This is a genomic window from Aequorivita sediminis, from assembly GCF_032080575.2.
Taxonomy (GTDB): domain Bacteria; phylum Bacteroidota; class Bacteroidia; order Flavobacteriales; family Flavobacteriaceae; genus Aequorivita; species Aequorivita sediminis.
In genome coordinates this window covers 446,408-461,091 of the sequence record NZ_JAVLSO020000003.1, presented here as the reverse complement: position 1 = coordinate 461,091, position 14,684 = coordinate 446,408, and the positions used below count along the sequence as shown (strand labels likewise).

At 34.0% G+C, this 14,684-nt stretch carries 17 protein-coding genes; 3 read left to right on the top strand and 14 right to left on the bottom strand.

Going from position 1 to position 14,684, the window contains the following annotated elements; all coding sequences use genetic code 11:
- Entirely contained in the window at window positions 1-495 is a 495-nt protein-coding gene (locus RT250_RS08210; RefSeq protein WP_313113830.1) for a hydrolase, read from the top strand.
- A gap of 209 nt (window positions 496-704) precedes the next feature.
- Here the strand turns inward: RT250_RS08210 and RT250_RS08205 are convergent, their stop codons facing one another.
- The 8 genes from RT250_RS08205 to RT250_RS08170 all read right to left on the bottom strand — a co-directional run bounded on the left by RT250_RS08205 (window position 705) and on the right by RT250_RS08170 (window position 8,225).
- Entirely contained in the window at window positions 705-1,364 is a 660-nt protein-coding gene (locus RT250_RS08205) for an alpha/beta hydrolase (protein ID WP_313113829.1), read from the bottom strand.
- 80 nt (window positions 1,365-1,444) lie between these two features.
- Window positions 1,445-1,768: a DUF4870 domain-containing protein gene (locus RT250_RS08200; RefSeq protein ID WP_139854853.1), complete on the bottom strand. Its 324-nt coding sequence runs from the start codon at window positions 1,766-1,768 to the stop codon at window positions 1,445-1,447.
- Between the two features lie 52 nt (window positions 1,769-1,820).
- Window positions 1,821-2,141, bottom strand: a complete 321-nt coding sequence (locus RT250_RS08195; protein ID WP_313113827.1) for a hypothetical protein — start codon at window positions 2,139-2,141, stop codon at window positions 1,821-1,823.
- The gene (locus RT250_RS08190; protein WP_313113826.1) at window positions 2,141-3,397 is read right to left on the bottom strand and encodes a dihydroorotase; all 1,257 of its coding nucleotides are present in this window, start codon (window positions 3,395-3,397) and stop codon (window positions 2,141-2,143) included. Before RT250_RS08190 ends, RT250_RS08195 begins: the two co-directional genes overlap by 1 nt.
- 29 nt (window positions 3,398-3,426) lie before the next feature.
- A complete protein-coding gene (locus tag RT250_RS08185) occupies window positions 3,427-5,349 on the bottom strand; it encodes a BatA domain-containing protein (protein ID WP_313113824.1) in 1,923 nt (640 codons plus the stop codon).
- 69 nt (window positions 5,350-5,418) lie between these two features.
- Window positions 5,419-6,654: a sensor histidine kinase gene (locus RT250_RS08180; RefSeq protein WP_313113822.1), complete on the bottom strand. Its 1,236-nt coding sequence runs from the start codon at window positions 6,652-6,654 to the stop codon at window positions 5,419-5,421.
- A 122-nt stretch (window positions 6,655-6,776) separates the two neighbouring features.
- The gene (locus tag RT250_RS08175; protein ID WP_313113821.1) at window positions 6,777-7,541 is read right to left on the bottom strand and encodes a TIGR02757 family protein; all 765 of its coding nucleotides are present in this window, start codon (window positions 7,539-7,541) and stop codon (window positions 6,777-6,779) included.
- 24 nt (window positions 7,542-7,565) lie between these two features.
- A complete protein-coding gene (locus RT250_RS08170; protein ID WP_313113819.1) occupies window positions 7,566-8,225 on the bottom strand; it encodes an ABC transporter ATP-binding protein in 660 nt (219 codons plus the stop codon).
- 121 nt (window positions 8,226-8,346) lie between these two features.
- Between RT250_RS08170 and folE the strand changes: the two genes are divergently transcribed.
- Window positions 8,347-8,946 carry a GTP cyclohydrolase I FolE gene (gene folE / locus RT250_RS08165; RefSeq protein WP_165148229.1) on the top strand — a complete coding sequence of 200 codons (600 nt, stop codon included), beginning with the start codon at window positions 8,347-8,349 and terminating at the stop codon, window positions 8,944-8,946.
- A 102-nt stretch (window positions 8,947-9,048) separates the two neighbouring features.
- Window positions 9,049-9,351, top strand: a complete 303-nt coding sequence (locus RT250_RS08160; RefSeq protein WP_313113816.1) for a hypothetical protein — start codon at window positions 9,049-9,051, stop codon at window positions 9,349-9,351.
- 72 nt (window positions 9,352-9,423) lie between these two features.
- On the opposite strand, the gene RT250_RS08155 is transcribed toward RT250_RS08160, so the two are convergent.
- The 6 genes from RT250_RS08155 to RT250_RS08130 form a co-directional block, all read right to left on the bottom strand.
- A complete protein-coding gene (locus RT250_RS08155; protein ID WP_313113814.1) occupies window positions 9,424-11,637 on the bottom strand; it encodes a TonB-dependent receptor in 2,214 nt (737 codons plus the stop codon).
- A gap of 138 nt (window positions 11,638-11,775) precedes the next feature.
- A complete protein-coding gene (locus RT250_RS08150; protein WP_313113813.1) occupies window positions 11,776-12,105 on the bottom strand; it encodes a hypothetical protein in 330 nt (109 codons plus the stop codon).
- Window positions 12,102-12,404, bottom strand: coding sequence for a DUF6787 family protein (locus RT250_RS08145; RefSeq protein WP_313113811.1), 303 nt, complete (start codon window positions 12,402-12,404; stop codon window positions 12,102-12,104). Before RT250_RS08145 ends, RT250_RS08150 begins: the two co-directional genes overlap by 4 nt.
- Window positions 12,401-12,820 carry a DUF6146 family protein gene (locus tag RT250_RS08140; RefSeq protein WP_313113809.1) on the bottom strand — a complete coding sequence of 140 codons (420 nt, stop codon included), beginning with the start codon at window positions 12,818-12,820 and terminating at the stop codon, window positions 12,401-12,403. The genes RT250_RS08145 and RT250_RS08140 overlap by 4 nt, the downstream gene beginning before the upstream one ends.
- A gap of 124 nt (window positions 12,821-12,944) precedes the next feature.
- Window positions 12,945-13,586, bottom strand: coding sequence for a DUF937 domain-containing protein (locus tag RT250_RS08135; RefSeq protein WP_313113807.1), 642 nt, complete (start codon window positions 13,584-13,586; stop codon window positions 12,945-12,947).
- A gap of 115 nt (window positions 13,587-13,701) precedes the next feature.
- A complete protein-coding gene (locus RT250_RS08130; RefSeq protein WP_313113803.1) occupies window positions 13,702-14,655 on the bottom strand; it encodes a D-2-hydroxyacid dehydrogenase in 954 nt (317 codons plus the stop codon).
- Window positions 14,656-14,684 lie beyond the last annotated feature (29 nt).

The following is a 14,684-nucleotide window of genomic DNA, read 5'->3' as shown; positions in this document are numbered from 1 at the left end:
ATGAGAAAGAATATTTATTTGTACCTGTTTCTATTTGTTCTACTGTTGATTCTTTTTCAGTATATGAATCAGAAGAAAATTTTTGAAAGACAAGAAAACAAAATCGAAGAACTTAGAGAAAGAGCAAACAAAGCTGAAGATTCTTTAGAGGTACTTAGTCTTGAAAACCACAATCTTAATTACTTTTCGTTACAAGGAAATGAGAATGCAATGACCTATTTAGAAAGGTTGGGGTATGAAGCAGCTGATGTGGAGACTATGATTACTGAAAAAATTTACGATTTTAATCTACAGAAAGGAAATAACCCATTGGTGCCTTTTGAGGGTATGAATGGTGATATGAAGATTAATAAAGTAAAATTCCTAAACCACAAGTGGATTCAAGCCGACTTTACAGATGGTAAATTTTGGGGAGAAATGGTTTTAGAATATTACTTTAAAGAAAACGGCGATCTAGACCTTACTCCAATAGCATCTTTTCTATATCAGAATTAAAAATTCAGAATTAAGAATTCAGAATTCGGAATTATGAATTATGATTTTGGAATTTGAAATTTGAAATTTGTTGTTTAGAATTTATTCCTTACCTCGAACTTATCACAAGATACAGAAAATTGAAACTAGAAGCTAGAGACTAGAATTAACGTCTAGCCTCTAACTTCCAACTTCCAACTTCCAACCTCTAACCTCTAACCTCCAACTTCTCAACTAACCTTTTCCAGCCAAGATTTGAAATCGTGGAAGTTTTGTGGGGCTACGCCGTGCCCTACAGGATATTCTGAATAAGCGCAGTTTATATTTAGGTTTTTAAGAAACGGTTCTGTTTTTCTAGCCCATTGAACGGGTATAACTTGATCAACACTTCCGTGGGATGTATAGACGTTTAGATTACTGAAATCGTTATTTTGATACCCCTCTATTAGAATCTCTTCATTGACATATCCGCTTAAGCCAATTACATTTTTCACTTTTTCTGGATAGCTTAAAGCTACAGCAAAACTCAAAATTGTTCCTTGACTAAAACCAAGTAGAGTTACATTGTTTTCATCAACATTGTATTTTTCGATTACACCATCTATACATTTTGCTACTAACTCCCTTGAGCTAATGGCTTGTGCATCATCACTAAATTTACCTTGGTTGTTGTCGAAATAGATATTGTACCAAGCATTTCCGTATGGTTCAAGTTTTATAGGTGCTTTTAAGGAGATGATAGCATATTTTTCTGGGAGTTCAGAAGCGAAAGAGAATAGGTCGTTTTCATCACTTCCAAATCCGTGTAGCATTATAATTACTGGTGCCTTTTCCGAAATATTTTTAGCGGCTCTATAATTGTGTTCTAAAAGTAAAGTCTGTTTTTCCATAAGTTGCAAAAATAAGCAAGACCTTTCAATCTGAAAGTACTTCAGAAGAAAAGGTCTGTTTAGATATTATATTAAATAATTTAGATTCCTTTAAACCATTCTTGAAATTGTTCCCCTAACAATGGTACTGGTTTCATTTCACCTTGTACAGCACTAACTAGACCAAGAATCCACAGTACTAAAACTCCAATATTCACTATGGATGAAAGAATCCATAAATCTAGAAAACCAGAAATTATTGCAAACACAACACCCACACACATAATTCCTAGCGATTGGCGAACGTGAAAAGTTCCTAGTGGGGTTTTATTACCGTTGTTCATAATAAGTGCAATAATCCAACCTATTAGCGTAATATATGAGATAATTGCAACCGTTTTACCATCATCTGAAGCTTTTTCCATAGTATTAAAATTTAATTATAAATTTATGATAAGCTAAAGATAACTAATAGTTTCAATTTAAGAAGGTAAACCATTGTTGAAATTTCTCACTTAAAAAAGGGATTCCTTTCTTTTGATTTCTATAAGCCATAATCCAACTGTATATCCAAAGTGCAAAAGTCACAAACCAAATTATATCTCCGGTTTTAAGGTCTATTCGCGATTGTATCACTAACGATGACATAAACAGCAAAACCAAACCGAACATATTTTTAATATGCCATGTAGCGAACTTGCTTTTTTCATCGCGATTTATAAAATAGGCGATTATGAATCCTACGAAGGGTGCGTAGGCAATCATGGCGGTGGATTTGCCCGAAGGAGAAGTCTTCATTATTTGTTTAAAATCAATTGGTTATTTGAAAAAATCCCGTAAGCTTTACCTTTGAGTTTTTGTCCTAAAAGTGCTGCGTTTTTAGAAGTTGAGCGTATATCTCCTTCAGAAAATACCCATTCATTATCTGGATTAAACAATGTAATGGTAGCGATACTCCCTTCTTTTATAGTTTCTGATGTTATTCTAAATTCATCTTTTAACCCTGTGAGTTTCTTAACAGCATCTTCAATGCCTAAAACTGTATGAATTGCGCCAAAACAAGATTCTAAACCTATACTTCCAAAGTAGGCGTGGTCGAATTCTATTTTCTTGTGTTCGACATCGATAGGATTGTGGTCGCTTGTAATAGCGTCAATAGTACCGTCTTTTAATCCTTTAATTAATGCTTTAGTATCTTCCTTTGTTCGAAGAGGAGGCAGTAGTTTAAAGTTTGTGTCAAACTCTTCCAAAACATCGTCAGTTAGTATTATATTGAAAATGCTTACACTACAACTTACGTTTAGCCCTTTTTTCTTAGCAGCTCTAATTAGCTCAACCGATTTCTTTGTTGAAATCGTCGGGATGTGAAGTTTTCCACCTGTATATTCTAAAAGATATAAGTCACGAATAACCTGAAGTTCTTCAGAAAGAGCAGGAATACCTTTTAAACCTAGTTTAGTACTATTTTCTTCTTCGTTAACCACCCCATTTTTGGCCACCGATTTATCAAATGGAAATGATTGTACTAGTCCGTCGAAGTTTTGGGTGTACTGCAGCGCGATTTTAAGCAAATTGGCATTAGCAATAGGATTTTTATAATCGTAGAAAGCAACTGCACCTTCATTTTGCATATCGTAGAGTTCGGCAAGGTCAACTCCTTTGCTGCCCATTGTTAGGGCACCAATAGGGTAGAGGTTAACAGCATTTCCTTCGGCTTTACTCTTTAGGAATTTTACATGCCCTTTACTATCTGTTACGGGAAATGAGTTGGCATTAACGGCTACACCTGTAAATCCGCTGAATGCTGCTGTTTTTAATCCGTTTTCAACGTTTTCACGCTCTTCAAAGCCTGGCTCTCCAAAAGAAACACTACTGTCAAACCATCCTTGTGAGATATGAAGATTTTTTAATGAAACTTCCTTAACCTTTTCCGAAAAAGGAATTTTGGCGGCAATTTTAGAAATTGTACCGTTATCTATTAATACATCGCATTTCTGCAAGTGATGCTCACTAGTATCATCAATAATAGTTGCGGATTTAAGTAGTATCTTCATATATTAAGGTTAATTTCTTGTATCTCTTTCTATTTAATAAACTTTAAGATTAGCATTTCAAAAATCAAAAAGAGCAGTGCAAAAATAGCAAACCATTTCCAAAAACTGTTGATTGAATTTACTTCTGTTATCGAATCGAAGAGATTGTCTATAGAACTGTACACATTTACAGCATTCCATTCGTCTGGATTTAAATAGAGTAGTTCACTTTCGCTTCGGCTATAATTATAACTTATATTTTCTAAAAATTTGTTTTCCTTTACAATTTGATAGTTTCCAGCATTTGTAGGTTCCTCATTAGTGGTGATTAAAACATAATTAGCTTTTGTTTGCTGCAATGGAATAAACTGACTTATACTATCTTTTATTTTTAAAATTTCGTTTTGTCCTAGTTTTACAGGTACTGCAACTGAATTCTGTTTACCAATAGTATAGTAGAGGTGTGGAAGAGGTAAACTTTGTAAGGCCATATTGTAGATCGTTGGAACTATTAATGGCGAGTTTTGGAAATTTGAACTTTCCTTGTTTATTGCGGAAGTAAATAAGTAGGTTTTGTTTTTTTGAAGTAAAAATGGTTGGTTGTCCTCAAACCTTATTGCAGGGGTAGCACTAGTTGAAATAGTATAAAATGAACTAACCTTAGGATATTGAAAGTTTGTTACTTCTTTTTCAAATACATCTTTAAATAAGGGGTGTGAAAAAACAATGTTTGTAATTTTTTTCTCTTGTGTTTTTGCTTTTGAAATACTGCCCAATCCAAATGGTAATAGATGATTGTTATAACTATTGATATCGGCTTCAATGTTGGGAATTATAAGGATACTTCCTCCATTATCGCTAAAAGATTTTAAAGTGGTACTCAATGAAGCTGGAATCTCTTCTAACTCGTTTAAAATTATAAAATTCTGATTAGGAATTTCGTTGTAATTAAGTGTTTTAAACGTTTGTTGCGTAAATTCGAATTCTTCTTTTTCTAAAATGCGTTTTAAGAAATTGCCGTTTGCTTCATTAATGGCTAAAACCTTAATTTTTTCCGGTTTATTGATATTGAAGAATAAGGTGTTGTCAAAAGTTAAATTAGGGTCGGCAACCTGAAGCTTTCCAGAAAATTCTTCTGAATTATCTATATCGAAAGTAACCGTGCCGTTTTTGCTCGTTGAGAAGTCTACTGCAGTTTTTGCAATCAATTTGTTATTGTCGTACAGTGAAATTGGAGCCTCTGAAATATCATTTCCAGATTTTGAAACTTTTACCTGTAACTGAATAGTAGAAGCATTTTTTGAAGTGATATAAACGCTGTCGATAGCGATATTTGAGTGTTTTACAGGTTTTAATTGTACTGCATCTACAATTATGTCGTCTGAAATAGTAGGAAAACCTTCTTTTTGTTGAAAGTCTGAAATATAGATCAGCCTTTTAACAACATCTTTATCATTAGAAAAAATTTGATTTGCTTTGAGTAATACTTGAGCGGGAGTGAGTTGGTTCTGTGAGTATGTTACAGAGAGTATTTCGTTTTTAAAGTCTTGAGCCGAAGTGTTTTTTCGTTGAACGTTATTCGTAAACCAGCTCAATTTTTCAGTAGTTGCAGATTTCTCAAACAAATCTTGTAAAGCGCGTTCAAGCAGTGGGCCTTGACTCCCTTTTGCTTGCATACTAAACGAATTGTCGATATAGATTACCGTTTCTTTTTCGTTATTTAAAGCAGTTTTGGAAGCTGTAAATGGTTGTGCGAAGGCAAAAATAAGTGCAGCCATTGCCAGTAGACGCATTAAAAGTGTTAGCCATTTCTTTAGCTGTGAACTTTTCCGGGTTTGTATGTTTATTTTTTTTAAAAATGCAACATTGGTAAAAGCTACTTTTTGAAATCGACGAAGTTGAAAAAGATGAATAAATATCGGTATCAGCAGCAAGAAAAGAGCGTAAAGAATTTCTGGGTGTTTAAACTGCATTCCTAAAATTATAAATTCAAAGATAGAAAACGGAACTTAATAACGACTAGTTTCCTAGGCTAAAACCATTTAATTTTCCTTTAGTTGTTTAGGGGTCTTCTTTTTAATTTTTTTAATGTAAAATGTAAAAGTTGTTCCTTTTCCTTTTTCTGAGGTAACATCGATATCACCTCCTAATTTATTCACTAATTTTTTAACCGTAGAAAGGCCAATTCCGTTACCTTTTTTACCATATCGGTCTAATTCGCCAACAGTTTCAAAAAGGTTGAAAATGCTTTTAAGTTTTTCTTTCTCAATCCCGACGCCGTTATCGGTGATTGTAAAATAGTAATAGCCTCGTTCTTTCCAACAATTAATATCTATTACGATAGTCTCTTTATCGTTATATTTTAAGCTATTGGTAATTAAATTTAAAGTAATCTGTTCTAAGGCAGCCCTATTGGCCTTCATCTCAATATTTTCTTCAGGAAGATTTATTTCACAGTCATAATTAATATTGAGAAGCTCGATAATATCTTCTAAGAGGTCATGGCTATCAAAAACTTCTTCAATTAGGGAAGCTGTTTTGTCACTCTCGTAATGTTCAAGCATTCCAGTAATGTATTCGCTTAAAGTAAAAGAAGATTGCTTTATATATTCCAAATATTGCTTGCCTTGGTCGTCGAGAAATTGACCGTATTTACTTCGAAGCATATCTGAGGTGATTATCATATTAGCGAGTGGCATTTTCATATCGTGAGATACCATTCCTGCGAAATTTTTAAGTTCTTCGTTTTTATCTTTCAATTCATTTTGAATAACCATCAATTCTCTATTTCGCTTTTTAGCTTCAAAGAGATTAACCACCTGAAACGCTAAGGCGATTAGCGCCTTTTTCTGTCTTGATGAAAGTTTGCGAGGCTTTTTGTCGAAAACACACAAAGTACCTAAAGGATATCCATCAGAGTTTATTAGCCGAACGCCAGCATAAAAAATAGCATTCATTTCGGTAACTAGGGGATTATCTATAAACCGTGGGTCCTTTCTAGCGTCTTCCACTATAAAAATACTAGACTCATCTAATATGGCGTGCCCACAAAAAGAGGTGCTTCTTGGGCTCTCATTAAAGGGAATCCCGTAATGCGATTTTAAAAAATTTCTGTCGGATTCTACTAAAGTAACCAAGGAAATTGGTACATCACAAACAGTAGCAGTAACTAATGTAAGATTGTCAAAGTCTCTTTCAGGTAAAGTGTCTAATAAGTCATAAGACCGCACTGCTTCAAGACGTTGTTCTTCATCAATAGGAATTTGAGGCTCTATCAAGACTTTCTATACTTTGTTAAGAATATCAAATAAATGATATTTTTTAATTAAACGTAAATATACAATTTTTCACTTTAAAAAATCAAGAAAAAACAAGGCTTAGCCAAGGCTTAAACTACTTGTCAAAATTGTTCAAAAACTCCAAGTCCAAATAGTGCGAAATCGTATTTAACGGGATCTTTTGGGTCTAACTTTCTAAGGGACGCATCAAGTTCGGCTAATGCTTTACCGTCATTTTGTTTGCGTCTTAGAAGCATTAATTTTCTTGCTACATTTCCGCTATGTACATCTAAAGGACAAGAGAGTTGGGAAGGGGAGATACTATTCCAAATTCCAAAATCTACACCAGCATTGTCATTTCTTACCATCCAGCGTAGGAACATATTTATTCGTTTGGCGGCCGAATTTTTTAAGGGGTCGCTAACGTGCTTTTGAGTACGAGGAAGATGTGGAAGTTCGAAGAATACTTTCTTGAACTGATGTATAGCAGTTTGTACAGAATTCTCTTCGGAATATTTTGCAAAAACACGCTCCAATCCACCGTGATTGCTATAAATGTTTTGAAGTGATTTTAAAAAGTAGAACAAATCGTCGCTATTAAAAGTGCGATGTACAAATCCGTCAAGTTTTTCTGAATCGTCTTCATCTAGATTCATTATGAAGTCGTATGGCGAATTGCCCATAATAGCCATTAAACGATGTCCGTTATTAATGATACTTTTTCTGTTTCCCCAAGCAATAGTAGCAACTAAAAACCCTGCAATTTCAATATCTTCTTTTAAAGTAAATAAATGCGGAATTTGTATTGGGTCACTTTCAATAAAATCTGGGTTATTGTAGCGAATAACTTTTTCGTCAAGAAATTCTTTAAGCTGCGCCTTATTCATTAGTATACTTTGTTGCGTATAATTTTAAGTAAGTATTACTCCGTCTTGCATTACCAATTTTCTATCGGCCATATTCGCAAGTTCTTCGTTATGAGTTACAATTACAAATGTCTGTCCAAACTCATCTCTTAATTTAAAAAATAAGTTGTGCAGGTTTTCTGCGCTTTCGGTATCTAAATTTCCACTAGGTTCATCCGCTAAAATAATAGCAGGATTATTTATTAAAGCTCTTGCGACAGCTACACGTTGTTGCTCTCCACCAGATAGCTCATTAGGCTTGTGGTCTTCACGGTGCGAAAGGCCTAAAAATGAAAGTAATTCTTTAGCTCTTTTAACAGCCTCAGCTTTAGGTGTATTTTTTATAAAGGCAGGAATACATACATTTTCAATAGCGGTAAACTCAGGAAGTAATTGATGAAATTGAAAGATAAATCCTAAGTTTTCATTGCGAAATTTTGCTAATTTTTTCCCAGAAAGTGAACCTATATCCACCCCGTTTATATCTAATTTACTTTGCGATTTATCAAAAGCATCTAAAGTACCTAAAATCTGTAGTAATGTAGTTTTACCTGCACCTGAAGCACCCACGATTGATACTATTTCACTTTTTTTAATATGAAGGTTAACCCCTTTTAGAACGTGGAGATTGTCGTAGTATTTATGAATGTTTTGAGCTTTAATCATCGCAAAATTTTAAAACGTGAAAGTACTATTTATGACGCTATAATACAATCTCATTAGGAATATTGTTTTTATTCAGACTTATGTGTTTATTTTTGATCTTCAATAATTAAACATATAATAAATGGCCACTTACAGATATTTTGAAGAATATGATCAACCTGTAACCGACGATTTGATTGAGGATTACAGTAAAATTTTAACTTCAATAGGAGAAGATGTTAACCGTGAAGGAATTGTAAAAACCCCTGAACGCGCTGCAAAGGCAATTCAGTTTTTAACGTCCGGTAACCATCAAGATCCTGCTGAAATTTTAAAAAGTGCCATGTTTGCAGAATCATATCACGATATGGTAATAATAAAGGATATAGAACTTTATTCTTTATGTGAACATCATATTCTGCCTTTCTTCGGGAAAGCACATATAGCTTATATTCCTGATGGCCATATTGTTGGCTTGAGTAAAATTCCACGAGTAGTAGATGTTTTTGCACGAAGACTTCAAGTGCAGGAGAGGTTAACGCACGATATCTTAGAATGTATCAATAACACCCTAAAACCTAAAGGAGTTGCTGTGGTTATTGAAGCTTCGCACATGTGCATGATGATGAGAGGAGTACAAAAGCAGAATAGTGTAACTACCACTTCTGGTTTTAGAGGTCAATTTGAAGCTATTGAAACTCGAAATGAATTTCTTAAACTGATAAGTCACGATCTCTCCTAAAATATGAAAGAAGGTTAACTAGCTTAAAAAGAAGTATTTTGAGGTTTGAGTAATATTTTGGAATGTTTTTTGTTTTAGATATAGAAACAAAAATTACTTATAATGAAAGACGAAAAATATAAACTTCTCCGCCAAGGAATACTTTATGATATTATTGGGATGTCAACTATGGCTATTCCAGTGGTCGGACCATTTTTGGATATGATTTGGGCACCGTTGGCTGCCAAGCAAATGTCTAAAATGTATAAAGGTAATAAAGGTAAATTAGCATCTGTTATTGTGTTTTTGGAAGAAATTCTACCATTTACCGATATAGTTCCAACATTTACACTTATGTGGTTGTATACTTTTGTATGGAAAAAACAATCAACACCCCAAACAATTGAAATTAGAGTGAATGAATAATTAATGTAATTAGAGCACAGTAACTATGAACTTTAAAGTTTCCACTGTGCTCTAACAACATTTTTTTAATTTCTATATTTCTACTTTTAGTTTTATATTCACACTTCTTCCTATATTAAAAATGCCATCTGGTTTGAACCTAGATAGGTGAGAAACGTACTGTTTGTCGGTTAAATTTGTTCCGCTTACAGCCAACTTCATCATGACATTGTTGAGTTTAAAACTACTCTCAACACCAGCACTTAATAGTGAGTACCCACCTGTTTTTGTCTCAAAATTCCCTGTATTTTTATGGTCCAAAGTATTTTTTAGCGTTATAAATACAGAGCTTAACTTTCTAGTTTCTCCATCCTCAAACTCTATTCTAAATGTATTTTGAAGTGAGTTTGCCGGAATTAGTGGTAGGTAATTATCATCTTTTAATTTCCCAGTTACGGTCTCAAAGCTACTCTCAAAGTGAAGCCAGTCCAATGGATGTGGGTGCAAGTGAAACCCGAATTCTCCACCATATAAGGAGGCGTTACCTTGTAAGTAATCATAAACTGGAGTTTCATCAATAACTTCATCTGTTGGAGAAATAAAGATATAATCGTTTACAGCATTGTAGAACCCATTTGCAAAAATCTCGATGTGCTCATTTCTATATTCTATGGCAAGGTCTGTTTGAAAATTTTGTTCACTCTTTAAATCGTGATTTCCTCTTTCAAATCTATTAGTGCCTTCGTGTACACCGTTAGAAGTTAATTCGGCTAAATTTGGCGCACGGAATCCACTAGCAAGGTTTAAACGGCCAGAAATTTTTTCGAATAAATTTATTTTCGCCCCAAGTGCCGCAGCAAAACTATTGAAGTTTTTATCTAAGGCAGGAATGAAATCTTCTTCTAAAGGGTTACGCGCAGCTTCACTGTCAATTTTTCTAGAATCAAATCGAATTCCAGCTTGTAAATCAATTTGGTCTAAATGAAAATGCGTTGTAGCGAAAACACCGATATCAGTAGTTTTTGCATCCGGAATTAAAATTTCTTCACCCTCATTTTTGTTGTTTTGAAACATTCCTTGTAAACCAACAATAGTTTCAAATTTGCCTAATTCTGGAAGGTGGTACTTTACATCGTAATTGAAAGTACTCAACTTTAATCTTAATGCAGCAGTCGATTGATCATCTTCGAACTCTCTTCGGTCGTTAAATAGGTATCCCGCCTTTACATCTAAACTAGAGTTGTTAAAGAAAATAGTGTTGTCTAAGCTTATTATATGATTATCCACTTCTTGAAATGGCAATTCTAAATCTTTTGATTGTGTTTGCGCTCCAATTTCTTCAGGAATTCCAATGTTTGAACGGTTGTAGTTATATCTAACAGTAGATTTAAATTGATTCCCTAAATACTGTAATCCGGTTTTAAAATCCTTTTCGTTAAAGCGAGAATTGGTAACGCGATAATCGGCCCCTGTTTTATAATCGCTAAAGGAAGAATATGAACCACGGGCTAAAAAGCTCAGTTTTTCACCAGATGTTTTTAACCCTAAGTTTGTAGAAGTTCCCAAGGTATTGGAGAAATAAGTACTGTTTAAATCTCCGTGAGTTTCTCCAGATCGTGCAAATTTTTCAGGGTTTAGATAAAGAACTCCACCTAATGCATCACTTCCGTACAAAAGTGAGGCAGGGCCTTTAATAACTTCAACACTCTCAATGCCTGCTTCATTAATTCCAAGTCCGTGCTCATCCCCAAACTGTTGGTTTTCTAAGCGAACGCCTTGAGTGTAAGTAAGTACTCGATTAGAGCTTAAACCTCGAATAACAGGTTTTCCAATTCCTACACCAGTAGAGATTACATCAACTCCCGCTATGTTTTTTATGCCTTCTGCTAGGGTAACAGCGCCTGAAGCATTTAATGATTCGGTAGATACACGTTCTACTTTCATCACATTTTCACTTTGTAATTTGTGGAAAGGTGTAGAGATAATTACTTCCTCCATTTCAACAGCACTTTCTTCTAATTGAATAGCTTTTGTAATGGTTTTACCTTTTGTAAATAGTATTTTCTTCGAGACAGTAGCATATCCCAATGCCGAGTAAACAACGTTATAGTTTCCATCAGGTATATTATTTACGATATAATTGCCATCAAAATCCGAGGTAGTTCCTTTTTCGAGTTGTGGAATATAAACTGTCGCTAATAAAGGTTCGTTTGAATTTTTTGATATAATTGTTCCAATTAAGGAGTTTTGTGAGTTTGCTGCTGTGTATAGCATAAACACAGCAACAAAAAATAAAATATTTTTCATTTCTTAAAAATAGTTGGGGATAAGGTTTATTAAATGCTCAAGCTATCTATACTTTGAAAAGCATAAATATTCATCAAGAGCAGAAAATAGCCTTCCTTGAATTTAAAATTGATTTAATAAAAGTGTGTAAGTAGGTAATTAAAAGTGTAGAGGAGGACCTCTTAGGTAGTAGGCGGCGTACTCGCCTTCAATTTTAGGAAGAATATATAAAGTTTCCGTATTTTGGAAACTGTGAATAGTTACAACCTCTGGTAATTCTTGAGGGTTAAAATTAAAAATTGAAAAGTGAAAATCGAATATCGAACAGTCTAGTTCCTTTTCGTGAATATGTGACGATACATCTGTACATACTTCGTGCTTATGACCTTCGAAACTATGTGCAAACTGAATTGCAGCTGGAAGCATCAATGCAATCGAAAAGATTGTTGCTGTAAAAAGTTGCGTTATTTGATTTTTTAAAAAACTCATTCTTTAATTAAAAACCCGAGACCTAAATTGCGGAGCATTTTCTTTTCAAATGTCCAAAAGAAATTAAATTGACCAAAAATCCAACCAAATAGTACTAATAGGACTTGATAGATAGGGAATATAATTAATATTCTAAACGGCCAATATACATACCAGCCCATTTCCTTCGAAACCCCAAAAAACTCAGTAACAGGTGCAGCTAGTTTTGCGGCCGAACTTCCAGTAATAGCAAAAACTAAAAAAATTATGTATAGTTGGGTATTGGATTGAATATTCCAACGTTCTTTAAGCTTTTTCAATTTCTTCCTCCTATAAATTTCTGATTGTATTTCTGCTTAAAATAAACGAAATAGTTATACAATAAATAGTTTACTTCATATCCATAATCTACTGCAGTATCGTAGTTTATTTGTTCAGTGTATAGATTTCTAGAATAATTTTGAGGTTGTAAAACGCGACTGTTGTATTCTGAAACAAAAAGTCTGTTTTTTGATTCTAAAAAAGATTGTCCGTAATGTCCTGGTTTTGGTTGGGAAATAAGCCAAGAGTCGAAACCAGGTTCAATAATCATTATTTCATATTCCAAACTATCGTTAGCAATACGTATTGTATCACTCTCAGTAGTTGCTGTAGTAGAGTTGTCAATTGCTTTGTTTCCAGTTCCACAACTTAAAATTGCGAGCGAAAAAGCAAATATGAGTAATAGGTTTTTCATAAAATTATGATTTTTGCAAAGTTAATCATTGTAAAACAAAGCTAAAGGGATTTAACTATGATTTAAAAAAAAAATACCGTAACTTATTAGAAAGCACGGTATTTTAATAGATATAAAATGTAGTTTATTTACCGAAGAAACCACCTAAAATATTGCCTAGGCCTCCTTTTTTCTGATTTCCACCACCAAGAACCATTCCTGCAATATCATCAATAACACTTCCGTCGTTGTTTCCATCAAGTAACGATTCTATCATAGATTGTTGTTGAGACTGACCACTTCCGCCGCCCATTAGGCTACCTAACAAATCTCCAATTCCAGAATTTGAACTTACATTTTGCTGCTGTTTTTTCTTTCCTAAATACCCTAATAAAATAGGTGCTGCAACTTGTAAGATTTGCATTACAGAACTAGAATCTAGACCTGATTTTTGTGATAAAGCGTGTACGGCAGTGTCTTTAGACCCTCCTAATACATGGCCTAAAATTCCATCTCCGTCCTTTTTTACTTCTTCATTTACACCACCGCTAAAAAGACTTCCTAAATTATCTAGAATACTTCCGTCGTGCTTGTTATTTAAAGCATTCATTAAACTTGCTGCACCGCCTTCGGTATTTGCATTGCGTTTCATTGCACCCATTAGTATTGGCATTGCCATTGCAACTACCGATGCTGTTTTATCTTCTGGTTGGTGTGTTTCCTTACTAATGCCTCCAACAATTTGTTTTCCAAGGTCACTATTTAATAAATCTAAAATTCCTGACATAATCTTTTTTAATATTTGGTTACTTACGAATAGTTAATTCAAGTAAAGTTAGTTAAAAATAAACTAGAATGATAAAAAGTTGTCTGACTTCATTGAATTTTAAGTGTTGTTTAACTTATTTCTTCATTATTGAAATAATTCGATTTGCGAGCTCTATACCAATTCTTTCTTGTGCTTCATTTGTAGCCGCACCAATATGTGGAGTAAGTGAAATTTTTTCGTTCATAAGAACTTTAATTGCCGGAGTAGGTTCGTTTTCAAATACATCTAATGCTGCAAAGGATACTTTACCTTCTTCTAAAGCGTCTAAAAGTGCGTTTTCATCAAGAATACCTCCACGTGAAGCATTTATAATTCCTACACCATCTTTCATTTTTGCTATTTCATTCCTTCCGATTAAATACTCTGATTGAGAAGGTACGTGCAAACTGATAAAATCACTATTCTTTAATAATTTATCAATTGGAGCGGTTTTAATTTTCAGGGTTACTTCTTGACCGTCGTAAAATTCTAATGTGATATCGGCCTCTCCAACTTCATAATCGCTTGCAATAACTTTCATCCCACATCCTAAAGCTATTTTAGCAACCTGACGACCAATCCTTCCAAAACCAATAATACCAAGAGTTTTATTACGGAGTTCTCTCCCGCCTGCATAATTCTTTTTCATCTCCTTAAACCTGCTATCGCCGTCTAAAGGCATGTTTCTATTAGAGTCGTGTAGATACCTTACTCCTCCAAAAAGATGGGCAAAAACAAGTTCGGCAACAGAGCCAGATGAAGCTTCTGGAGTATTTATTACGTCTAATCCGTTTTTAAGCGCATAATCAACATCAATATTATCCATGCCCACACCACCGCGACCTATGATTTTTAAAGATGGGCAATTGTCTATTAAATTCTTTCTAACTTTAGTTGCGCTTCGAACTAAAAGTACTTCAATTTTATGTTCATTAACGTAGTTTTGGAGCTGTTCTTGAGCTACGTGCACATTTAAAACTTCAAAACCTTCTGCTTCTAAAATTTTTATTCCGCTTTGTGATAATCCGTCGTTCGCTAATATTTTCATTTAAATAAATTGCTAAATTTATAATCGTT